The 23,117-nt window shown below is 34.4% G+C and carries 19 protein-coding genes; 11 read left to right on the forward strand and 8 right to left on the reverse strand.

Annotated features, from left to right (window positions below; translation table 11 throughout):
* Nucleotides 1-44: 44 nt before the first annotated feature.
* The gene (ahcY, locus tag KWG70_RS01840) at nt 45-1,358 is read left to right on the forward strand and encodes an adenosylhomocysteinase (RefSeq protein ID WP_230934287.1); all 1,314 of its coding nucleotides are present in this window, start codon (nt 45-47) and stop codon (nt 1,356-1,358) included.
* 117 nt (nt 1,359-1,475) lie between these two features.
* On the opposite strand, the gene KWG70_RS01845 is transcribed toward ahcY, so the two are convergent.
* The 3 genes from KWG70_RS01845 to KWG70_RS01855 form a co-directional block, all read right to left on the reverse strand.
* Entirely contained in the window at nt 1,476-2,240 is a 765-nt protein-coding gene (locus tag KWG70_RS01845) for a hypothetical protein (RefSeq protein ID WP_230934288.1), read from the reverse strand.
* A 90-nt stretch (nt 2,241-2,330) separates the two neighbouring features.
* On the reverse strand, nt 2,331-4,415 hold the full coding sequence (locus tag KWG70_RS01850; RefSeq protein WP_230934289.1) for a S46 family peptidase: 2,085 nt from the start codon (nt 4,413-4,415) through the stop codon (nt 2,331-2,333).
* Between the two features lie 58 nt (nt 4,416-4,473).
* A complete protein-coding gene (locus tag KWG70_RS01855; RefSeq protein WP_230934290.1) occupies nt 4,474-4,821 on the reverse strand; it encodes a hypothetical protein in 348 nt (115 codons plus the stop codon).
* Between the two features lie 503 nt (nt 4,822-5,324).
* Between KWG70_RS01855 and KWG70_RS01860 the strand changes: the two genes are divergently transcribed.
* From KWG70_RS01860 to KWG70_RS01870, 3 genes are all read left to right on the forward strand, one after another.
* A complete protein-coding gene (locus KWG70_RS01860) occupies nt 5,325-6,467 on the forward strand; it encodes a methionine aminotransferase (protein WP_230934291.1) in 1,143 nt (380 codons plus the stop codon).
* A gap of 61 nt (nt 6,468-6,528) precedes the next feature.
* Nucleotides 6,529-7,038: a hypothetical protein gene (locus KWG70_RS01865; RefSeq protein WP_230934292.1), complete on the forward strand. Its 510-nt coding sequence runs from the start codon at nt 6,529-6,531 to the stop codon at nt 7,036-7,038.
* 95 nt (nt 7,039-7,133) lie between these two features.
* Nucleotides 7,134-7,913 carry an amidohydrolase gene (locus KWG70_RS01870; RefSeq protein ID WP_230934293.1) on the forward strand — a complete coding sequence of 260 codons (780 nt, stop codon included), beginning with the start codon at nt 7,134-7,136 and terminating at the stop codon, nt 7,911-7,913.
* Here the strand turns inward: KWG70_RS01870 and KWG70_RS01875 are convergent.
* Nucleotides 7,900-9,504, reverse strand: coding sequence for an Ig-like domain-containing protein (locus KWG70_RS01875; RefSeq protein ID WP_230934294.1), 1,605 nt, complete (start codon nt 9,502-9,504; stop codon nt 7,900-7,902). The genes KWG70_RS01870 and KWG70_RS01875 overlap by 14 nt on opposite strands.
* A 64-nt stretch (nt 9,505-9,568) precedes the next feature.
* On the reverse strand, nt 9,569-10,249 hold the full coding sequence (locus KWG70_RS01880; RefSeq protein ID WP_230934295.1) for a ComF family protein: 681 nt from the start codon (nt 10,247-10,249) through the stop codon (nt 9,569-9,571).
* A gap of 69 nt (nt 10,250-10,318) precedes the next feature.
* Between KWG70_RS01880 and KWG70_RS01885 the strand changes: the two genes are divergently transcribed.
* Nucleotides 10,319-11,203: a hypothetical protein gene (locus tag KWG70_RS01885; protein ID WP_230934296.1), complete on the forward strand. Its 885-nt coding sequence runs from the start codon at nt 10,319-10,321 to the stop codon at nt 11,201-11,203.
* A 63-nt stretch (nt 11,204-11,266) separates the two neighbouring features.
* Entirely contained in the window at nt 11,267-12,808 is a 1,542-nt protein-coding gene (locus tag KWG70_RS01890; protein WP_230934297.1) for a glycine--tRNA ligase, read from the forward strand.
* A 49-nt stretch (nt 12,809-12,857) separates the two neighbouring features.
* Here KWG70_RS01890 and KWG70_RS01895 read toward each other — a convergent pair whose 3' ends face one another.
* Entirely contained in the window at nt 12,858-13,727 is an 870-nt protein-coding gene (locus KWG70_RS01895; RefSeq protein WP_230934298.1) for a hypothetical protein, read from the reverse strand.
* Between the two features lie 53 nt (nt 13,728-13,780).
* On the opposite strand from KWG70_RS01895, the gene KWG70_RS01900 reads away from it, so the two are divergent.
* A complete protein-coding gene (locus tag KWG70_RS01900) occupies nt 13,781-14,155 on the forward strand; it encodes a TM2 domain-containing protein (protein WP_230934299.1) in 375 nt (124 codons plus the stop codon).
* An 82-nt stretch (nt 14,156-14,237) separates the two neighbouring features.
* On the opposite strand, the gene KWG70_RS01905 is transcribed toward KWG70_RS01900, so the two are convergent.
* Nucleotides 14,238-16,202 (reverse strand): heavy metal translocating P-type ATPase, encoded by a 1,965-nt coding sequence (locus KWG70_RS01905; RefSeq protein WP_230934300.1) that lies wholly within the window; start codon nt 16,200-16,202, stop codon nt 14,238-14,240.
* Between the two features lie 59 nt (nt 16,203-16,261).
* Nucleotides 16,262-19,693 carry a hypothetical protein gene (locus tag KWG70_RS01910; protein WP_230934301.1) on the reverse strand — a complete coding sequence of 1,144 codons (3,432 nt, stop codon included), beginning with the start codon at nt 19,691-19,693 and terminating at the stop codon, nt 16,262-16,264.
* A gap of 111 nt (nt 19,694-19,804) precedes the next feature.
* On the opposite strand from KWG70_RS01910, the gene KWG70_RS01915 reads away from it, so the two are divergent.
* The 4 genes from KWG70_RS01915 (at nt 19,805) to KWG70_RS01930 (ending at nt 22,980) form a co-directional block, all read left to right on the forward strand.
* Nucleotides 19,805-20,566: an exodeoxyribonuclease III gene (locus KWG70_RS01915; RefSeq protein ID WP_230934302.1), complete on the forward strand. Its 762-nt coding sequence runs from the start codon at nt 19,805-19,807 to the stop codon at nt 20,564-20,566.
* Between the two features lie 25 nt (nt 20,567-20,591).
* Complete coding sequence (locus tag KWG70_RS01920) at nt 20,592-21,551, forward strand: OmpA family protein (RefSeq protein WP_230934303.1); 960 nt, start codon at nt 20,592-20,594, stop codon at nt 21,549-21,551.
* Nucleotides 21,552-21,647: 96 nt separating this feature from the next.
* Nucleotides 21,648-22,685 carry an aldo/keto reductase gene (locus KWG70_RS01925; protein WP_230934304.1) on the forward strand — a complete coding sequence of 346 codons (1,038 nt, stop codon included), beginning with the start codon at nt 21,648-21,650 and terminating at the stop codon, nt 22,683-22,685.
* Nucleotides 22,686-22,761: 76 nt separating this feature from the next.
* Entirely contained in the window at nt 22,762-22,980 is a 219-nt protein-coding gene (locus KWG70_RS01930; RefSeq protein ID WP_230934305.1) for a hypothetical protein, read from the forward strand.
* The last annotated feature ends 137 nt before the right edge of the window (nt 22,981-23,117 follow it).

A 23,117-nucleotide genomic window follows, 5' to 3' on the forward strand; every position in this document is an offset into this window, starting at 1 on the left:
AGGCAAAGCATAATTAAAAAATAAGAAAGCATAAAAATAAACAAATGGATAAAACAACGACTTACGTACCTTACAAAGTAAAAGATATGTCTCTTGCGGCATGGGGAAGAAAAGAAATTGAATTGGCTGAAGCTGAAATGCCAGGACTTATGAGTCTTCGTGAAGAATACAAAAATTCACAACCTTTAAAAGGTGCTCGTATTGCTGGATGTTTACACATGACCATTCAAACAGCCGTTTTAATTGAAACGCTGCAAGCTTTAGGAGCAGAAGTGACTTGGAGTTCTTGTAATATTTTCTCAACACAAGATCAAGCTGCTGCTGCAATTGCAGATGCTGGAACTCCAGTGTACGCATGGAAAGATATGACAGAGGAAGAATTTGATTGGTGTATTGAGCAAACCTTATTCTTTGGTGAAGATCGTCAACCGTTAAATATGATTTTAGATGATGGTGGAGATTTAACGAACATGGTATTAGATAAATATCCAGAATTAGCTGCAGGTATCAATGGTTTATCTGAAGAAACAACAACAGGAGTTCATCGTTTATACGAACGTGTAAAGAACGGAACTTTACCAATGCCAGCGATTAATGTAAACGATTCGGTTACGAAGTCAAAATTTGACAACAAGTATGGTTGTAAAGAAAGTGCTGTAGATGCGATTCGTCGTGCAACAGATGTAATGCTTGCTGGAAAGCGTGTTACTGTTTGTGGTTATGGTGATGTTGGTAAAGGAACAGCTGCTTCTTTTAAAGGTGCAGGAAGTATTGTAACGGTTACTGAAATTGATCCTATATGTGCATTACAAGCTGCAATGGACGGTTTTGAAGTTAAAAAATTAGAAACTGTTGTTGGAAACTCTGATATTGTGATTACAACGACAGGAAATAAAGATATCGTTCAAGCACGTCACTTTGAAGCTTTAAAAGACAAGGCCATCGTTTGTAATATTGGTCATTTTGATAATGAGATTGATATGGCATGGTTAAATGACAATCATGGTCATACAAAGAATACGATCAAACCGCAAGTTGATAAATACACAGTAGATGGTAAAGATATTATCATTTTAGCTGAAGGTCGATTAGTGAACTTAGGATGTGCTACAGGTCACCCAAGTTTTGTAATGAGTAATTCATTCACCAACCAAACATTGGCACAAATTGAGCTTTGGAATAATGCTGATGCCTACGGAAATGAGGTTTATATGTTACCAAAGCATTTAGATGAAAAAGTAGCGAAATTACACTTAGAGAAAATTGGTGTTGAGTTGACTGAACTTCGTCCAGATCAAGCAGAATATATTGGTGTAACACCTCAAGGTCCATTTAAACCTGAGCATTACAGATACTAAAAACACGTCATGCTGAACTTGTTTATTCGTGGATTCTTACTTTGAATTAAAGTAGTCATGAATCTTCGATTTCAGCATCTCATAGTATACAAACCCTTGCAGACATGTGAGGGTTTTTTAATACCCACTCACCAACAAACGCTTTGCACCTTTCAATCCGCATTTTTGGTAATGATGATATGCTTTTGCTGCACGTTCACTAATTTGAGCATCGGTTTCGTTGAGAATCCAACCGTCAATAGCCCATTTTAAGGTATAGGCTTCTGGTGCCATTAAACCAGTTGTCCAAACCAACGGATTGGCTTTGGTTTGTTTCAGATAAGGTTTAAAATAATCTTTACTAATACAGGCTAAAATAATCGCATCGCGCTTCTTGTCATTAATAGGTTTAAAATTGCCTTGCACATTAAACTCCATCAATCCGTCATGACCTATATACGATACTAGCTGCGAATCACCTCCAAATTGTAATGTTTGTTCCTTGTGCTTAATAGCAATAGGGTTTCTTCCTGCCGAAGCTTCCAGAAAATCGATAGTGGTTTGCTTAATATATTTTCCATCATAAGCATCTGCCAACAAATAAGTATTTGTCGTTTTATGCTTAAACAATACACGTTCTAAAATATGATTACCAATATCTTTTTTTGAAGAGATAAGTGTCCAATCCTTACTATTTTTAAAATGTGTTTTCACGCCATACAATGCCGACCAGTATAAATTCCCTTTAATGTCTTGGCCGTTACCCAATTTGGCAGGAACAGGTACAATACCTTGGTTAACATTATCACATAAAGCGACAAACACATGAATGGTTTTGGATTTGGATTGGGAACTAACTGTTAATGACAGTAAACAGGTTATAAGAAGTAATAGTTGTTTCATATATGCTTAACGTATGCGTGACCAATATCGTATGAAATAAAAAAAACCTATCTATCTCTAGAAAGGTTTTTGTCTATAAAAGGTATTATTTTATTTTTTTGGGTGTACCAATTTCATTTCATCAATTAAGCGTTTGGCTCCTGCATATTTATCGACAATAAACAAGACATAGCGCAAATCGACCATAATATTTCGGCAAATTTCTGGATCGTAATAAATATCACTCATGGTGCCTTCCCAAACACGATCAAAGTTGAGTCCTACGAGGTTTCCTTCGGCATCAATTGCTGGGCTTCCAGAGTTTCCTCCTGTGGTATGGTTAGTTCCTAAGAAACAAATAGGAAGCTTTCCATTTTTATCAGCATATTGCCCATAATCTTTAGCGTCATATAAGTCTCTCAACTTTTGTGGGACATCAAATTCATAATCGCCTGGCACATATTTTTCGATCACACCATCTAAATAGGTCACCGGATTGTAATACACCGCATCACGAGGTGCATAGCCATTTACTTTTCCGTAGGTCACACGAAGTGTACTATTAGCATCTGGGAAGTAACGTTCATCTGGCATTACTTTCATTAAGGCTGTTATGTATGTTGTTTGAAGCGCGTTAATCTGGGTATTGATACGCTGAAATTCTGGTTCTAGCGTTGTGAAAAACTCTTTAATCAATGGTTTAGCATATTGGTATGCCACATCGTTATTTAGTTTTTCAAGCACCTCTGCTGACGTTCCTTTTAGTAAATCTAGGGTGCGATCCATATTGGTAAATGCAGTTTTATTATAAATTGAAGCATCTATAGTCTTGGAGTATAGTGGCATCACTAACTCATAAACCCCTTTATCCACTTTAGCATTATAGTTTTTATGAATACGCTCCATACGACTTTTAAAGCTTGCAATAGCTTTCGAATTTTCGGGATTTTTAGCAAGAGCTTGTTCCATTTGGTAGGCTCTAAAGGTCATTTGCATAAGTTCGTTGGTGCGGAAAAATACTTCAAGAAAATTGTTGCGTTTTACATTTACCGGCTCAAATTCTTTATACAAACGATCGAACTCTGGTAATATAGTACCATATTTTGCTTCCATTCCCTTAGCTTTTAAAGCTTTTGTAAACTCGCGTTCAAACTTGCGTTTTATTGCAACAGCACCACTTTTTTCAATACCTAGATTTTCTCCAATCCACTTTTTCCAGGCATTAGCAATTCGTGCTTGTTTTGACGCATACTGAATTCTAATTTGGTCATCAGCTTTCATGTTGGCATCAATAACTTTTAAAGCGGCCTCTCTAATCGCGATATTGGATGGATTTACCTTTTGTGTAATTTGCTCTACGGCTACAGCTGGAAGATACTCGTTGGTACGACCTGGAAATCCGAAAACCATAGTAAAGTCGCCTTCTTCGATACCATCTAATGATACTGGTAAGAAATGTTTTGGCTTATAAGGCACATTATCTTTACTGTATTTTGCAGGCCGATTGTTTTTATCGGCATAGATTCTAAACATCGAAAAATCTCCTGTATGTCTTGGCCAAACCCAGTTGTCTGTATCACTGCCAAATTTTCCAATACTGCTTGGAGGCGCGCCTACTAAACGAATATCTTCAAAGCGTTCGGTCACAAATAAATAATATTGATTGCCTTTATAAAACGGTCTAATTTTAAGACCTTGCCAATCCTCTTTTTGAGTGGCTTTTACAACTCCATTTCTATTAATATCAATTTTTGATTGTTTTTCTCTCGGACTCATATCTTCAGTCACTCCAGCTAACATAGCCTCTGTAACGTCTTCAATTCGTACAATGAATTCGACGTAAAGTCCGTCATTAGGAATTTCTTCCTCTAAAGACATTGCCCAAAAACCATCTTTTAAATAATCGTTTTCCAAAGATGAGTGTGATTGTATTTGACTAAAGCCACAATGATGATTGGTTAATAATAATCCTTTAGGAGAGATGACTTCACTTGTACAACCGCCATTAAAATGGCCAATAGCATCTTTAAGACTCGAGTTATTGACATCGTAAATATCTTGTGCTGTTAATTTACTACCTAAACTTTGCATTTCGTCTTCGTTCATGCCATCTAACAATGAAGGAATCCACATACCGCCTTGTTGGGCAGTCATTTGAAACGCAATAAAAAAGAAGATAATTTTTAGAAATCTCATGGTAACTGATTTTAAATTTTGAATACACGTAAAGATAAAAAAGTTACTGAAAGTAAACTTAATTAGTTGGTACATTCAAACGCTCATTTAAAATCCAGCTTTCAATAAGTTTTTTGTTCGTTGATATTTCAGCAAACACATAGATATTAGAAGAAAAACAAGGTGACGTTTCGGCATCTTCTATCATTACTTTATCATCGACATAACTCGAATGCAGAAAGTAAAGTTCTTTGTCTTTTGATACTACATAACCCACGTGATTATCAAGTCCAACGAAATAAATCCCGTCACTATACACGGCGTTGATCTTATGTTTTAAGGTTTCAAAAGACACGTTCGAAAAGATCTTGAGTTCAGATTTGGGTTGCAGTAGCTGAGCTTCAATAAGTCCAGCCTGTTGTGCCATTTTATAACGATTTAAATTAAATCCTAAATGTTTTAGAGTTGTCGACACAAAATAGCCACAAGCAATCTCACCATCATTAGGTGTATTTGTATGGCCATTGAAATCCCATTCGGTCCCATACCAATGTGGTACAATCTCATTTAAAAGCTTAATATATAAATAGGTCGTGGCAGAATCTATAGCTTTTTCTCTATTGGTTTGGTATACATTCTTAAAATAAGCTCTATCCGTTTTAAGTCTGTTTACTATACTACTGTAATTCCCTTTTGGTTTGAAATTAATTTGAAGTTTTATCGAATCTAATGATGGTATTTTATCTTCAACCGTAAATGAAATCTCGGGTGTTTGATTCGTTGAGTTTACAACAACTTTCTCTTCTTTGGAGTTACAAGAGACTATTAGAATAATTAGTAATACTAGTAATGGTTTGATAGTTAGAGATAATGGTTACTGGTTATACAACTCTCTTTTCTTTTAATTATTATCATTAGTATATTTACAAGATGCAATTAGATCCAAAACTTACCAACGTAGAAACCTCGATCTTTTCAGTGATGAGCGCATTAGCTAATAAGCACAATGCAATTAATTTATCTCAAGGGTTTCCTAATTTTAAAAGTGATCAAAAGCTTATTGATAGTGTTTCAAAGGCTATGAACTCTGGTTATAATCAATATGCACCAATGCCTGGGAATTTTGAATTACGCCAAGCCATATCAAAAAAAATAGAATTACTATACAACACGCACTATCATCCAGAAAATGAAATCACCATAACAGCAGGCGCTACTCAGGCTATTTTCACTATTATTTCAACCTTTATAAAACCAGAAGACGAAGTCATTATCTTTAAGCCTGCCTATGATTGTTATGAACCAACAATAGACCTCAATGGAGGAAAAACAATTGCTATAGCTCTTGAAACTCCAAATTATCAAATAGATTGGGATAAGGTAGCACAACGTATTAACAAGAAAACAAAGCTCATCATTATAAATACACCACACAATCCAAGTGGTACTGTTATGAGTAAAGCAGATATGCTTAAACTTCAAGAACTTACTAATGGTACTAATATTATTGTTCTAAGTGATGAAGTCTATGAGCATATAATTTTTGATAAAGTGCAACACCAAAGTGTGTGTTTATTTTCAGAATTAAAAAAACGAAGTTTTATTACGGCTTCTTTCGGAAAAACATTTCATAATACTGGATGGAAAGTAGGCTCCTGCTGTGCACCAAAAGACTTAATGGATGCTTTTAGAACCGTTCATCAATTTAATGTGTTTTCGGTTCATCATCCCACTCAAAAAGCATTGGCCGATTACTTGAAAGAACCTCAGCATTATTTAGATTTATCTCATTTTTATCAAGAAAAACGCGATACGTTTCTCAATCTTATTAAGGACTCTAGATTTAAATTCACACCATCAAAAGGCACTTATTTTCAAGTGTTGGATTATTCTGAAATTACTTCGGAAAGCGATATTGATTTTGCCAAACGTCTTACTATTGAAAAAGGTATTGCTTCTATTCCGCTTTCAGTATTTAATGACGATAGACGTGATGATAAGGTACTTCGTTTTTGTTTTGCAAAAACCGATGAAACTCTAGAAGCTGCAGCGAAAATCCTAAATACAATTTAACTTAAAGTGACTTTTTGAATATTTTTGTTTCTAATTATTAGAAGACACTAAACTACAGATTATGAAATATATAATTACCCTTCTCTTTTTATGCTTTGCATTTACTATGAATGCACAAGAAGTTATTAAAGATGGTAAAACCTATGAGGTTAAAAAAGAAAAAATATACTTAAACGGCAAAGAAATTACTGAAACATTAAGTGCTGAAGAAAGGGCTAATATTTTTAAGCAGGCTGCTACGGTTTCAGAAAAAATGAAGCTAAAAGAAGCTGCAGAAAAACAAGAGAAGAAAAAGCAAAAAGAGGCAAAAAAGCTCGAAAAAGACAAGAAAAAAGCCGAAAAAGCACAAAAAAAGGCAGAAAAAGAGCAAAAACGTGCTGAAAAGGCATTGAAGAAAAAACAAAGAGCTCAAGATAAATTTGAAAAAGCCAATAAAAAACTAAGTGCTGCTCAAAAAAAATATGATAAGCTAAAACGCAAAGGCAAACTATCTCCTCAAGATGAAGTTAAATGGTTAAAAAAGCTTGAAGGATTAAGGGAAGATATTGATAAAGCCAAAAAGAAATTATAACCATCACATATATTGTTGACTATAAATCTATTTTGTTTGGTGATTTACCTTTCAAAATAGATTTTTTTTATGCTTAAAATTTGTAATTTTAAGTCATGCAAAATCAGTTAAACGTTGCTTTAATCCAATCGTCTTTAGTTTGGGAGAACCCAGTTCAAAACCGAATCAACCTTAGAGACAAAATCGAAACAATTTCTGAGCCTTTAGATTTAATCGTATTACCAGAGATGTTTACCACAGGATTTACCATGAATCCAAAAGATGTCGCTGAATCTATAGATGGAGTTACAGTTAAATGGATGACAAATATTGCCAAAGAAAAGCATTCGGCAATTGTTGGTAGTTGTATTATAAAAGAAAATGAAAAATTTTATAACCGGTTGCTATTTGTCGAACCTAATGGTAAAATTAATAGCTATGATAAACGGCATACATTCACACTTGCAGGTGAAGACAAAGTTTATGAATCGGGTAAAGACAGGTTAGTTGTAGACTATAAAGGATGGAAAATTTGTCCGTTGGTTTGTTATGATTTACGTTTCCCTGTCTTTGCAAGAAATACAGATGATTACGATGTCATACTCTATGTTGCCAATTGGCCAAAAGTTCGAATTTCAGCATGGGATACATTACTTAAAGCTCGTGCTATAGAAAATATGAGTTATTGTATTGGCGTTAATCGTGTGGGTCTAGATAGTAATAGTTATGAGTATTCTGGTCACTCAGCTGCTTATGATGTGCTTGGTGAACGAATAGACAATATTCCAATTGGCAAAGAAGCTATAGCAATCGTTACGCTTGACAAAATGCATATTTCCAAATACAGGACGAAGCTTGGTTTTTTAAACGATAGAGATACCTTTACTCTAAAATAATTTCGATAACTGGATCCCAATTGGCTCTAGCATCTACGAGATCTGGATAGTGAGCAACCCGTTCTGGTTGTAGTTGCTTTAAGAAGTTACCAGAATCCCATTTTTTATTTCCGTTGGCATCAAAAATCACTCTAATGTAATATTTCCCTGGATTGAGATTTCTAAAATCAAACAATTGTTCTTGAGCAGCAAACTGTTCATACTTAACTTCTCCTCTTTCAGTCATGAGCTGAACAATCATAGGATACTCAGCATTTCTTAGTGTGATCCTAATATTAGAATAATCAGAAAACGTTTTGGTTTTAACCGTATAATTAAGCGTATCGTTTACATTTCCGAAGAAATCTTCCAAAGCATTGGGAAGCATTCTAATTTTATAGGTGTTAGACTCTTCTTTATCAAACTGAAAACTATAAACATTGTCATAGTTACTATATGAGGTTTTAAAAGGAATATTAAGGGAATCCTTATCTAGAATAGTGATCTGATTTTCATTAATAGTTTCAAATGGAATATTAGCCGAAATACTAAAATCATCATTAAAATTTATGGTTCCAGCTATTGTTGCCTTAACGGTTAATGAGTCTTTGGCAATATCGCGAAACCTATGCGTTAACGTATCGATATATGTCTTATTCTTTACAACAAATAATGCCGAATCCAACTCAATTTTTGGCTTGTACCAATAATACAAAGTATCTGTTTTTTCGTCTTTAGTTATTCGAGTTTTATAATCTGCTGGTTGATTACCAAGCATTTCAATATCCATCGTTCTATAGTCGCCTTCATAACCAAACGCAATTTTTTGACCTGCAACTTGCTTAGGTCGTTTGGCCTCAAAATTTAATTCTTCCTTAAACAATTTGATGGTATATTCTTCTTCTGTTGGTGCAGTAATAAAGCCTTCGTAAAATCCTATTTTGTCCTTGTCTTGCTGAAATGTAAAGTTTCCATTTTCATCTTTAAGAGCCACTAGTTTATAGTTTCCCGGTTTTATATTGTCGATACTGAAATTTGTTATACTGTCTAAAGTATTGGTGATATATTTTGGTTTTTGTTTGTAAACAGTAGAGTCTGTATAGGTCGAATCTTGCTCGTACAACATCACAGAAATATAAGTATCAGGTTTTCTGTTTTCGGCATCTAAAATTTTTCCTTTCACCGAAAGTGAATCGATGTAATCACCAGTAGAAAATACATACTTATAATAATCGTAAGGATTTTCTTCATTATTATCGACAATACTTTGTCCGAAATTAAAAGCATAAGTCGTATTATCATCTAAGGTGTCATTGATGATGATTTTAATCGATTTACTAGCAGTACCAAGAGGTGTCACAGTAGGTTCTATATCCATTGGAGGTGAAATGATAAGCTGCTTTTGAAGGTTTTTAATCTTAACATACTCATCAAAATAGATTCTAATCTCTTTTCCTTTAAAATTTGTCGTAAAATTCTCAGGAGTAGATTTTATAATTACAGGTGCTTCCACATCTTTTGGTCCACCAGAAGGATTTCCTCTATTAGCGCAACTCGCCAAGGTGATTATTATGGCAACTAGGACTAAACCTTGTAAAACAGTTTTATGCATTCTCACTTCAAATTTCAGCAAATTAACGATAAACCTCTTTATCCTCAAAACAATTAACTTCGTTTTAATCTGTAATAGCCATCGTGGCTAAACTTAAGGTAACACCCTCAATTTTCAATAATTGATTAGCACAATCTTCTATAGTTGCTCCAGTAGTAATGATATCATCAACTAAAAGAATATGTTTATTTTTTAATGTCATTCCGTTTTGAATTTCAAAATTACTATGTGCACTAGACTGTCGTTTTAAACGATCTTTAAACACTTGCGTTTTTGTATTTGTTGTTTTCACTAACATAGTAGTGTTATATTCTGCATGTAATGACTTAGCAATTGCCTTTGCAAATTTATCAACTTGATTATAACCTCTTGATTTTAGTTTTGCCCTGTGTAATGGCACAGGGATCACAACATCAATATCTTGATAAGAGCTCATTGGTTTCAATAGTTCACCTAGCCATTCTCCTAGAAACTCACCAATTTGTTCTTGGCCTCTATACTTTAAGTTATGTAGCATTTGCTGAACGATTCCTTTCTTTGAAAAGTGTAGTAAAGCGGTTGCTTGTTGTAGTTTTACTCTTCCATAAAGTATTTTATGAACAGCATTATTAGGATCATCGTGAAAATTTGTTAGTGGTAATTGATGTCGGCAAGTCGTACATATTTGTAGTTCATTGTCTGACAAATGATTACTACAAGCGCTACAAATTTGCGGAAAAAATAAGTTTAACAAGTTTTTTATCATTTCAACGATTAAAATCAGTTATCGGTTACATATTAATTAGTTTCGCAAGATAAAATAACGATATTAATAATGATAGTTAACCCTCAATCATTTAACTACAGATTAATTATTGGTTCTTTAATAGTTGCGGTTGCAGTTTTAACAGTTTATAGTTTTACAAGTTACCAATCCATTGTATCGCATCAGCAATTTTTAGAACAGGAAAAGAAGCTAGTTGAAAGTGAGCTCTCCCAAATGATCACGCGCTATGATGATGTTTCAATTTCAAATGATCTGATTTCTTCCCAGTTGGAAGATGCTAAAAAACGTACCCGAATAACTTTGGACTCACTTAGAATGCTTCGTAGTGACCTTTCGGTATTGTCTAAATTTAAGCGTCAATTATCCAACTTAAAGGCTAGAAACAAAATATTATTCAAAACAGTCGATTCTTTAGACGAGGTCAATAAAAATCTAGAAAAGCAAAAACTCCTAGCATACAACGAATTAAGAAAACAAAAACGTGAAAACTCTACACTTTTAAAAGAAAATGAAGACCTTGAAAAGAGTATTGAAATTGGAGCTAAACTTACAGCTAATTCATTTCGTGCCAAAGGTTTTGAGAAATTCTTTGGTGCTAAACGCTCAAGTAATAAAGCAAAACGTGTTCAAAGTATCGAAGTGTGTTTTACACTTGCCGAAAACTCATTAACAGAAGCGGGAGAAAAAGAACTGTACATTCAAATATTAAATCCGAGAAATAATGTTGTAGCAGATAAAGGTGCTATTCACTTTGGTAATTCGTCTTTAATTTATAGCGCAAGAAAAGTGGTCAACTATGATAACAAAGTTATCGAAGTTTGTATTGATGTTGATGCAGATATTGATGAACAGCCTCTAGTAAGTGGCGTGTATTATGTCTCCATATTTCACGAAGACCGAAAGCTTGGAAGTACAGAAGTAAAATTAAAATAACCAACACTATATAATTTCTTAAAAACCGTTCCGTTAATTGGAGCGGTTTTTTATTTTTGCACCATGGCAAATGAAGATCAATTTAAAAAAGTAATCTCTCACGCAAAAGAGTATGGTTACGTATTTCAAAGTAGTGAAATCTATGATGGATTAAGTGCAGTATATGATTATGCTCAAAATGGAGCAGAACTAAAGAAAAACATTCGTGACTACTGGTGGAAAGCTATGGTACAAATGAATGAAAATATCGTTGGTATAGATGCTGCAATTTTTATGCATCCTACCACATGGAAAGCCTCTGGTCACGTTGATGCATTTAACGATCCTCTAATTGACAATAAAGACTCCAAAAAACGGTATCGTGCAGATGTTTTAGTAGAAGACTATTGCGCAAAAATTGAAAATAAGATTGAAAAAGAAGTCAAGAAAGCTGCAAAACGTTTTGGTGACGCCTTTAACAAAGATGAATTTTTAAGTACCAACGGACGTGTTCTTGGCTATCAAGAAAAGATTGATACCATTTTGAAGCGTTTAGGGCAATCTCTAGAAAATGAAGATTTAGCAGATGTGAAAGCTTTAATTGAAGAGCTAGACATTGCAGACCCGATGACAGGCTCACGAAATTGGACAGACGTCAAGCAATTTAACTTGATGTTTGGAACTAAGCTTGGGGCGTCAGCTGAAAGTGCTATGGATTTATACTTACGCCCTGAAACAGCGCAAGGTATTTTTGTAAACTTTCTAAACGTTCAAAAAACGGGGCGTATGAAAATTCCGTTTGGAATTGCCCAAACAGGAAAAGCCTTTAGAAATGAAATTGTAGCAAGACAATTTATTTTTAGAATGCGCGAGTTCGAACAGATGGAAATGCAATTTTTTATCAAACCAGGTACACAAAAGGAATGGTTTGAGCATTGGAAAGACAACCGAATCAAATGGCATTTATCATTGGGAATGGGAGATGATAATTATCGTTTCCATGACCATGAGAAATTAGCGCATTATGCTGATGCGGCCACTGACATTGAATTTAGATTTCCATTCGGATTTAAAGAATTGGAAGGGATTCACTCACGTACCGATTTTGATCTAAAGCAGCATGAAGAGTTTTCTGGTAAGAAACTACAGTATTTTGATCATGAAGATAATGCGAGCTATACACCTTATGTTTTAGAAACATCTATTGGTTTAGATCGTATGTTCTTAGCTGTATTCTCTAATTCGCTTGAAGACGAAACTTTAGAAGATGGAAGTGTGAGAACTGTGTTGAAATTACCTGCAGTATTGGCACCAACTAAAGCAGCTATACTTCCACTTGTGAAAAAAGATGGTTTACCAGAAATTGCGCGACAGATTATGGATGATCTAAAATGGGATTTCAATGTAGTGTATGATGAAAAAGATGCTGTAGGAAGACGTTATAGGAGACAAGATGCTGCTGGAACCCCGTTTTGTATTACTGTAGATCATGATACTTTAGAAGACAATACGGTCACCATTCGTCATCGCGATACGATGGAACAACAACGTGTAAACATTGAAGACTTAAAAGATCTTATTAAAAAGGAAGTCGATGTCAAACATTGGCTTATGAAAATGAAATAATTGTCTTTTTATATATAAAAAAAGCGCCTTATAATCAAGGCGCTTTTTTTTATCGTTTTAATAATACAATACTCGCTTTTTCTCTAATTTTTAAATTAGTAAGTGCTTTATAGTTATTGGAAGAATCTTCAATCTCCAAAAACACAGTATTTGGTGACACCTTTCCAATATTTAATGCCTCAAGTTCTAAAACTGTTTCAGGTTTATCAAGAACTATTTCAATCTTCTTTTTATGTTTAGTAACGACATAATTTCTGAGCACAACCTTAGAATCAATTTTTAAATTGATTTTGTCTCCGTCCTCTTGTCCAGCATCATACAACACAATGGTAATCTTTTTGTCTTTGCTAAAAAAGTTGAGTGTTTCATCTTTTGAAATGAAGGTGGTCTTTAATGAATCGACAAGTTTAACAACATTGATTTTTTCTTTAACTTCTTTTTTTACGAAAATATTTCTGTCGATCTTCTTATCTAACTTCTTAGCTTTCTTTTGAATTTTTTTCATATCAGCCATCAAAATTTCTCCACTAATACATTCTTGACCATCACTATACAAGCCTTTAAAATTGCCTTTAATTTCTCCTTTTCCGTTAAGTTTTTTTAATGATCCTCTAAAATTAACGAAGCAAAAATCATCACTACTCACTTCCGATTTTGTGTAAACAATACCTTGTTCTCTAAAGCTAATTCTATTCTCTTTATCATTAAAAAATCCACTAATCATTGACTTTGTTTCATGCGGCCCACCAAGATCTGTAAGAGAATAACCATCTATAACACCTTCTTTTTCAGTAAAATGTACACTGTAACTTATAAACGATGTATCGTTTAATTTAATGGCGCCCATAAACTCTGAAGTATCTTGTCCGTAAGAAAAAAAGTACATCACTGAACACAAAAAACATAGGAAATTTCTCATTAATAGCATTTTAATTATTATACTTGTAAATATAAACTTATAAATTAAATCTTATGAAATTTAAAATTATTCTTTCCCTCTTAGCTTTAATGCTAACAGTAAACTTAAGCTATGCTTCATTTCCTGTGGTAAAAGCTAAAACTACAAGCGCAGAAGTTGTGACTACTGTAGACACTGAAGACAACGGTACATTTTATTCACCAGCTGCAAAAGCTGCTCAAAAAAGTCAAGGGGTAGCCTTATTGCTTTGGTTTTTCTTAGGAGGTCTTGCTGGACACAGATGGTACTTAGGAAGTCCTGTTGGATGGAACATTCTATTTATCCTTACTTTAGGAGGTCTTGGTATTTGGGCAATTGTCGATTTAATTGGAATTATTACCGGATCGTACGAGCCTAAAAATGGATCATACAAAAGTAGTTTCTTCTAGGATTTTAAATTAAGATTCTGATATCATCAAACATGATATCTATAAACTATAAAAAACTCCCAAGCCAATGGTTTGGGAGTTTTCATATTTTATACCTCAGCAATCGCAAGGCATTAATCACTACCAATAAGGTAGAACCTTCATGAATGGCAACTGCGCTTCCAATATTTGCCCAACCCATCATGGTTATTGGTACTAGAAAGGCAACAACGCCCAAACTAATCCAAAGGTTCTGTTTTATAATGGATCTAGATTTACGACTCAAGCCAATAACAAACGGTAAGCTTTCAATTTTATCAGACATCAAGGCAACATCTGCTGTTTCTAGAGCCACATCGCTTCCCGCTGCTCCCATAGCTATACCAACAGTACTGTTTGCCATTGCTGGTGCATCATTTACACCATCTCCAACCATTGCAATTTTAGAATCTCTTTGTTTTAGCTTTTGAATTGCTTTTACTTTATCTTCAGGTAGTAAATTTCCTTTAGCTTCAGTCAAACCAATTTGACGTGCAATAGAATTACCTACATTTTGGTGATCTCCTGTAAGCATAATCATGTTTTTAATGCCTATTGCTTTTAGGCGTTGCAAGGTGTCTTTAGCAAATGGCCTGGGCATGTCCATAACGCTAATTAAGCCTATGAGTTCTTTATGATAGGCCACGAGCATAACGGTCTCACCATCTTGAAGTAAATCACGCATTTGTTGTTCTATTTCAGTAGACACATCAATACCATTATCGGTCATCAATCGCGGATTACCAATGAACACCTCATCTCCTTGATATTGGGCCTTAATACCTTTTCCTTGAATCTCAGACATATCAGAGGCTTGGTTATTCGTTTCAATTTGATACTGTTCCCTAATATCTTTTGATATAGCTCTAGCCAACGGATGATTACTCAAACTTTCGACATCTAATACCAAACTCAAGAAATTGGTTTTATCGAACCCACTCAATGGAATAACATTGGTTAATTTAGGTTTACCTTCTGTTAAGGTTCCTGTTTTATCAAAAGCGATAGTGGTTAAGGTTCCCATATCTTCCAATGCACGACCACCTTTAATCAACACTCCACTTTTGGCCGCTCTAGCAATACCACTTAAGACAGCACTTGGTGTAGAAATTGCCAAAGCACAAGGACTAGCCGCAACTAAGACACATATGGCTCTATACAAACTTTGATTAAATGTTTCGTCAATAACTAAGTACGCAAAACACAGCACAACCACTAGTAAAATAACTATTGGAACAAACCACTTTTCAAACTTTTTGGTTAGTAGTTGTGTTGGTGATTTTTGAGTTTCGGCATCACTTACCATTTTCACTAAACGAGCAATCGTACTATCTTCACTAAGTTTGAGCACTTTGACTTCAATAACATTATCTCCATTAATGGTGCCAGTAAATACTTTGTGCTTACTTTCGATATCATTAAACTCAGTGTGAGTTTGTAAGGAAGAAATAGCATATTTATCTACAGGAATACTCTCACCTGTTACTGATGCCTGATTAATACTACTCTTCCCTTTTATAACGACACCATCTGCAGATACTTTAGTGTTAGGTTTTATTACAATGACATCTCCAATTTGAAGCGATTCAATAGGTATTTCTACCAATTCGTTCTCCTTTTTTAACAATGCTATTTTAGGTGATAAATTTCCGAGGGCCTCAATAGATTTTTTTGCCTTATTCATCGCATAATGCTCTAAAGCATGACCTAAACTAAATAAGAATAATAACAGCGCTCCTTCTCCCCAACTTCCGATATATGCTGCTCCAATAGCAGCTGCCAACATTAAAAAATCGATTTCAAACTCACCTTTCTTAATCTTATTAATCGCTTCTAGAGTTGTGAAATAGCCTCCAAAAAAATAAGCGGCTATAAAACATCCCAATGACCACTCTTGGACAGTACTGAAATGTTCAATAAACAATCCTGTAAAAAAGAACACACCGCTTAAAATGGCAAAATACAGTTCTGTTTTTTCACCTAAAATTCCGTGATTATGACTATGTTCATTAGGTTTATTTTGATTCATCTCAATAATTTTATGGATCAAATATTGGTTTCGTAACTACCCTATAAAACTTCCAAAACCTAAAAATAAGCTTTTAACTGCACAGTTCCTGTATGAATGGTTTTACTGGTCTCCGTTTTCCTTCCGAAGTAATTTAAATTTAGATCCAAGAACTTGGTAAGCTTCTTCTGCGCAAGTAAGCTCCATGTAAAGTTATTTCCTGGTTGCAAACCTTCTAATATTTGATAAGCTACTGGAGTATTAGCATTTCCGGAGAATTCATTTTTAAAGAAATTAACTTCTCCTGTTAGTGCAATTTTATTGGCATTGTTATAGGTAAATGATAAGCCGTAATTGCTTTGGGTAAGTCGTTCCATCTCACCAATAGTATTATCTTTAGACGTGTATTGATAAAACACATCAAAACGAGCATTTTCATTAAATATATAGGATAGCTTAGGTTGAAATCGTACTTCGTCCAGCTCATAATTTCTAGTCGCAAAATTTTCATTAAAACTCTTATTCTTTTGATAACTCGTTTCAAAATTCATCAACCAACTTTTTGCAAACTTGTGATTAAACTGTAATTGATGGCTGTTGAGCTTATTTTGCAATAACCCTATAGATAACAAGTTTCTAGTCTTGTTAGACAAAAAAGTATAGGACGTTGTAAAATGTTGTTTTGATCTATTAAAAAACAATACATTTCTCACACTCTGATTGATTAAAAAATAATCGTCTAAATCTAGATTTTCTTTCAGTGCTTCAAATGGATTTAAATTGAATTTATTCTCTTCTCTTTTCTTTTTGCTTTCTACTAAAAAAGAGGTTTGATTATAGAAATGTGACCAGAATTTCTTCCCTTTATCTTCAGAGCTAGACCATTGCTTTGGATTGATCGTCAAAGTTTGACTAAATCTATTTTGATGCGTTTTTACAAACACCTGATTTGGTAACAAGACACGAATATAACTGCCTTGATCTGCAAATTGTGCAACTTCAAACTCGTTGAGTTCTTGAATTCCGTTGTCATTATAATCAATCCATGTGTAAGCGCCTTGGCCAGGCTCTACTTCTACATAGGTAAAATCTTGCTGTGGCAATGTGCCAGAATTGGTTTCAAAAACCGTATTCCAAAGGACTAGATTGCCCCACAATTTTTGATTAAAATTTAACCTCGAGTTCAAAGAGTTTTCATCTTCAATACCTTCATCTTCGCTTTTTAATGTTCTGTAGTTGGCATACAGTCCTAAATTGGTGGTTTTATTCTGAATGATTTGAGATTTCAAATAGTAGGTATTAGATGTATTAACACGTTTAACCTCATTGGTGCGCAAACTATCATTTACTCTAAATTTATAGCCTATTTCAACAAAAACACCTGTGCTATCTCCATAACCTGTAAAGGCTTCGTAAGACTTAAATCGCTGACTCAAATTCGTTAATAGGTCTGTAGATCTTTCACGTTGTTCACTATCTTCTAAAGCGATTTTTGCACCAACCCATTGTTTGTCTTTATTAAAATTATAAGTGACTCGATTAAAAGAACGTACAAAAGTTGATGTTGACACACTACTTTTATTACTTAAAAAGCTAGAATTAGAAAATATATTGAATCTATTGAGCTGGAGATTTGCCAACATATTATGGCGATTCCCATTAAAATTTTCGGAATAATTAAGATGCTCAAATTTATAGGTTGCAACGCCTTTTTTTGGATGGAGTAATTCAACACCTGAAGACAATAATATCTGATTTCCGAGCGGGTCTTCTAAATTCCAATCACGATTAAATTCGGCTCTGTATAAGCGTTGTATGGTTTTGAAGTTCTTATTGATAATATCGGCATCGGCATAAGCATTTAAATTCCATAAGCTATCTGTTTTAATAAGCTTTTGATTGATGCGGAACTTACCAGCAAAGCCATCGTTATCATCATCATCCATGCTAGAAAATAAGTTAAGGTCATTTTTACTTCCTGCCAATTCAAAATAAACATCTGTTTTTTCGTTTGGTTTGTAGGCACCATTAACAACAGCAACTTGCAGTTTTTCTGGTGCAATTAATCGTACGATAGGTTCATAATTTCCCTGAGGAATGCCATTTATTGGTGCAACATACTCGAAGATATTTTCTACAGCGTTACTATTTATGATGATATAATTTCCTTGGTTTTCGCCCACTAAAGTAAATCGAACACTAAACAAATCGTCATCAGGATTATTAGAGAACACAAAAATTTCTTCACCACCAACAATATCCTTTCTGTATAAAATACGGTTATCATCAAACGCTTGTGCAACATCGGAAGGCGCTACCATTAATGATTGATCATCTCCAGCATTAGATAAGATATCCACCTGTTCGGTAGATAAATTTTGTTGTAATGGTTGATTTTTAGCATCTGCTTCAGAGTATACCGAAACTCCAAGTTTAAGCTTTTCAGTTTCATAAGTTCCACCTCCAAAAACCGTAAAGCGAGAGAAATTACGATCACTAAATTGATAATCTACTGTAATTCGCATTTCCGAAGTGATAGGATACGTCGAATTAAAGATGATCTCACCAGCGTTATAATCGATAATATAATCTTTGTTCTCGCCACGCTCAATAGGAATACCGTTAACATAAACCGTTTCGCTACCAGAGACGATAAGCACAAATAATTCGTTATTAGGACCTGTCAACTTATAGGGACCTTGGTTGCCTTCTTGTGCCACAAACTGGCTTGTTGTAAACTGTCCTCGAACTAGTGCTCCAGAAGCAAATAGGTTGGTTTTAGACGATTCTCCTTCAAAATTTGCGGCCACTTGTAATCCTTGAACACGTTTAGTAAAGCTGGCAAAATAACTATTAGTGTTGGCTAGATCTATATCTCCTGCTCTAATGTTCCATCGATCACTAAACAATTCGATAAATACCTGATCGAACTCATCTAATCGCTGTGAATATCCACTCTCTTGCAAAGGAATATTAGCATCCTGAATTGACGCTCTTAGTGATACCTTATCACTTAGCTTTCCTGAAATCTGTAAATCCAATTCACTGTTCAACACCGAGTTTTGATTATTACCAAGTGTGACACCTCTTGAGATGCTTCCTGAAGTGCTCAGCCCATCAAAAGGGGTGAAATTCTTTTCGACATTGGATTGATTGAGTTTGTACAAACGTTGAAGGTTGTCGGTATTATCAACAATAATCTTATCGTCTAGTTGGAAATATTTCCGAGTTAAAAAATCGGGATATCGCAAATAATTAATCTCTATAGAATCAACTGCAATCGGTTTTTTGAACGTTAATAAAGCTTTGGCAAAATCAACTTTATAATACGAGGTATCAATGGTCGTTTTATCTTTACGCTTTAAGATAAACCAACTGGAATTAATACTTACAGTATCGACTTTAATAGAATCTCTAACGGCTACTTTCTTTGTTCTATAATTAGATTGTTCCTCTTGTGCTAAGGCACAAAAGGACATCATAAAGCACATAAGCGAAATAGCAATTTTCATTCAGTATATAAACTTCTAAAGGCGGAAATTATTTTATCCTTAAAATCGGGTTAAAATAATAGTGTAAAAGTACAGTATTATTTAATTTAGCTGAAATCTTAACTTTTCAGAATGAAAATCATCTCATACAATGTCAACGGTATTCGAGCTGCAATGAATAAAGGCTTTATCGATTGGCTTAAAAGCGCAAATCCAGATGTGATTTGTTTACAGGAAATTAAAGCCATGAAGGAGCAAGTTGATATTGAAGCCATCGAAAATGCTGGCTATATATATAATTATTGGTTTAGTGCTCAAAAAAAAGGCTATAGTGGTGTTGCCATTTTAAGTAAAACGGAACCAGACCACATAGAATATGGAACTGGAATAGAATCTATGGACTTTGAAGGGCGAAATCTAAGAGCCGATTTTAATGGTTTATCCGTAATGAGTATGTATTTACCTTCTGGAACTAATGATGCTCGATTAGCACACAAATTTGAATACATGGATATGATTCATTCGTATTTAAACAACTTGAGACAAGAGAAACCCAACTTAGTTGTTCTTGGCGATTATAACATTTGTCATGAAGCGATTGATATTCACAATCCAAAAATGAAGGGTGTTTCTGGTTTTTTACCTGAAGAACGTGAATGGTTGGGTCGTTTCATTGATAGCGGTTTTATCGATTCGTTTAGATACTTACACCCAGAGAAACAAGAATTTTCATGGTGGAGTTATCGTGCCAATTCCAGAGCAAACAATAAAGGTTGGCGTTTAGATTATGCCATGGTTAGCCAACCATTACAAGAAAACATCAAACGTAGCGTTATCCTCACAGAAGCGGTTCATAGTGACCATTGTCCAATCTTAGTAGAAATAGAAAATTAATTATAACAAACTTAACCTGATTAACATGATTAAAAAATTGTCATTAATAGCACTAACCTTAGTACTTACAACGTCTTGTGTATCTAAAAAAATATACACTGATTTAGAAGATAAATATGCAGATCTGAAAAAGGAGCACCGCAAATTATCTGATAGTAATAGGGATTTAGAAACAGCTTTGAACAAAGCCGAAAATGACCTAACTAGACTCCAGCAAGATTATGATAAGACTTTAGCGCAACGTAATAAGCTCCAATCTGAATACGACGCAACCAAATCAAACCTTGATAATTTAAAAGCTTCATATGATGCCCTTGAAAAAAATAGCAGTGCGTCAATCGCTGCCAATTCAAAAAAGAATAGAGAATTATTAGCGCAGTTAGAAGCAAAGGAGCAAGCATTAGTTGCAGAAAACGCACGACTGGAAAAATTAAAAAAAGAATTAGACTCCAGATCACAACGTGTTGCCGAGCTTGAAAATGTGATTGCGACTAAAGATGCAGCAATGACAAAATTAAAAGATGCTATTTCTAAGGCATTAACCAATTTTGAAGGTAAAGGGTTAACCGTAGAACAGCGTAACGGTAAAGTATATGTGTCTATGGAAAATAAACTTCTTTTTCAATCTGGAAGTTGGGCAGTTGGTACACAAGGAAAACAAGCCGTTAAGCAACTAGGTGATGTACTGGCCGACAATCCTGAGATTGCCATCTTAATAGAAGGACATACCGATGATGTTCCTTATAAAGGGAATTCGCAATTGAGTGGCAACTGGGATCTTTCGACTAAGCGAGCTACGGCAATAGTGAATATTCTTAGAGAAAATTCAGCAATTAATCCTGAAAATTTAACAGCTGCAGGTCGTGGTGAGTATGCACCAATTGCAAGCAATGATACTTCCGAAGGCAAAGCAAAAAATCGCCGTATCGAGGTAATTTTAACGCCAAAATTAGATGAGATTTCAAAACTATTGAACGACATTTAAGCGCTTCAAAACCTTAACATAGATTTAGGATGGTTCAGTTTTTAAAAAGCTGAACCATCTTCTTATCTTTACACTTCTTAAAATTAAACCAACACCATGAGATACACCACATTACCAAAAACCGATATAAAAGTTAGTAAAATTTGTTTAGGAACTATGACTTGGGGAAATCAAAACACTCAAGACGAAGGTTTTGCTCAAATGGATTTAGCCATAGACAAAGGTGTCAACTTTTTTGATGTGGCAGAGTTGTATCCTGTTCCAGCAACGGCAGAAACTTATGCCGAAACCGAACGTATTATTGGAAATTGGTTTGAGAAAACTGGAAATAGAGATAAGGTTGTTCTGGCCACCAAAATTGCTGGTCCAGGAGATTATACTGCACATATTAGAACCAACGGATTTAGTAAAGCTGCACTTAATGACGCTGTAGATAACAGTTTAAAGCGTCTGAAGACCGATTATATTGACTTATACCAATTACATTGGCCAGAGCGTCAAACCAATATGTTTGGTGTTAGGGATTACAATCATAATGCTAACGATCCATGGACCGATAATTTTAATGAGATCCTACATAATTTGGATGAGATTATCAAATCTGGAAAAATACGTCAGGTTGGAATTTCAAATGAAAAAGCTTGGGGAACTATGCGTTATTTGGAAGAATCTAATGCACATAACTTACCAAGAATGATCACCATACAAAATGCATATTCGTTATTAAACCGTGTCTTTGAAGGTGATATGGCAGAAGTTGCCATTCGGGAAGAGATTGGTTTATTAGCCTATTCACCAATGGCATTTGGTGTACTCTCAGGAAAATATATTAAAGGTACTGCATCAGATAATGCACGCTTAAAGCTCTTTCCTAGATTTGCACGTTACAGCGGAGCTACAGCAACTGAGGCAACCAAACGTTATATGCAAATTGCTGAAGACAATGGTATGACCTTAGCGCAAATGGCATTAGCTTTTGTAACCGATAGACCTTTTATAACGAGTAATATTATTGGTGCGACCTCTTTAGAACAATTAGAAGAAAATATCGATAGTATTGATATAATATTAAGTGACGAGCTCTTAAAAGCCATCAATGAGGTGCATGCAGAAATTCCTAATCCAGCGCCATAATAGCATTCTTTTTTGAAGTTTATATTGATTTGTTGTCGATTATATTCTATATTTGGTTGACACTAAATCAATCGACATGAACATATTTAATCTATCTCTTCTAATTTTACAGAACCCTCCTTATGAATTAAATGACAGTGCTTCTGGATTTGCAATATTTTCAGTGATCTTATACGTTCTTTATATTGCTGCTGTAATAAGCTTTTTTGTGCTTTTTATATTTCTATATATTAGAATCATGACATACTTTAAATTAAAGAACAAACTCATGCAACGTGAGCTTGATAAGGAGTAGAATTAAAAACTATTTCAAGAAAACAACTATCTATAAATCCTGGCTGTGACTAGGATTTTATATTTTTTTAGCCTCCTTAACAGTATTAAATATCAATAAATCAAATATTTAATTGCATCTATATAGAATATTTTCTA

This window comes from Psychroserpens luteolus (genome assembly GCF_021032705.1).
GTDB lineage: Bacteria > Bacteroidota > Bacteroidia > Flavobacteriales > Flavobacteriaceae > Psychroserpens > Psychroserpens luteolus.

Coding starts and splice junctions, on each gene's coding strand:
- ahcY (WP_230934287.1), top strand. CDS start 45: ATGGATAAAACAACGACTTACGTACCTTACAAAGTAAAAGATATGTCT.
- KWG70_RS01845 (WP_230934288.1), bottom strand. CDS start 2,240: ATGAAACAACTATTACTTCTTATAACCTGTTTACTGTCATTAACAGTT.
- KWG70_RS01850 (WP_230934289.1), bottom strand. CDS start 4,415: ATGAGATTTCTAAAAATTATCTTCTTTTTTATTGCGTTTCAAATGACT.
- KWG70_RS01855 (WP_230934290.1), bottom strand. CDS start 4,821: ATGGCACAACAGGCTGGACTTATTGAAGCTCAGCTACTGCAACCCAAA.
- KWG70_RS01860 (WP_230934291.1), top strand. CDS start 5,325: ATGCAATTAGATCCAAAACTTACCAACGTAGAAACCTCGATCTTTTCA.
- KWG70_RS01865 (WP_230934292.1), top strand. CDS start 6,529: ATGAAATATATAATTACCCTTCTCTTTTTATGCTTTGCATTTACTATG.
- KWG70_RS01870 (WP_230934293.1), top strand. CDS start 7,134: ATGCAAAATCAGTTAAACGTTGCTTTAATCCAATCGTCTTTAGTTTGG.
- KWG70_RS01875 (WP_230934294.1), bottom strand. CDS start 9,504: ATGCATAAAACTGTTTTACAAGGTTTAGTCCTAGTTGCCATAATAATC.
- KWG70_RS01880 (WP_230934295.1), bottom strand. CDS start 10,249: ATGATAAAAAACTTGTTAAACTTATTTTTTCCGCAAATTTGTAGCGCT.
- KWG70_RS01885 (WP_230934296.1), top strand. CDS start 10,319: ATGATAGTTAACCCTCAATCATTTAACTACAGATTAATTATTGGTTCT.
- KWG70_RS01890 (WP_230934297.1), top strand. CDS start 11,267: ATGGCAAATGAAGATCAATTTAAAAAAGTAATCTCTCACGCAAAAGAG.
- KWG70_RS01895 (WP_230934298.1), bottom strand. CDS start 13,727: ATGAGAAATTTCCTATGTTTTTTGTGTTCAGTGATGTACTTTTTTTCT.
- KWG70_RS01900 (WP_230934299.1), top strand. CDS start 13,781: ATGAAATTTAAAATTATTCTTTCCCTCTTAGCTTTAATGCTAACAGTA.
- KWG70_RS01905 (WP_230934300.1), bottom strand. CDS start 16,202: ATGAATCAAAATAAACCTAATGAACATAGTCATAATCACGGAATTTTA.
- KWG70_RS01910 (WP_230934301.1), bottom strand. CDS start 19,693: ATGAAAATTGCTATTTCGCTTATGTGCTTTATGATGTCCTTTTGTGCC.
- KWG70_RS01915 (WP_230934302.1), top strand. CDS start 19,805: ATGAAAATCATCTCATACAATGTCAACGGTATTCGAGCTGCAATGAAT.
- KWG70_RS01920 (WP_230934303.1), top strand. CDS start 20,592: ATGATTAAAAAATTGTCATTAATAGCACTAACCTTAGTACTTACAACG.
- KWG70_RS01925 (WP_230934304.1), top strand. CDS start 21,648: ATGAGATACACCACATTACCAAAAACCGATATAAAAGTTAGTAAAATT.
- KWG70_RS01930 (WP_230934305.1), top strand. CDS start 22,762: ATGAACATATTTAATCTATCTCTTCTAATTTTACAGAACCCTCCTTAT.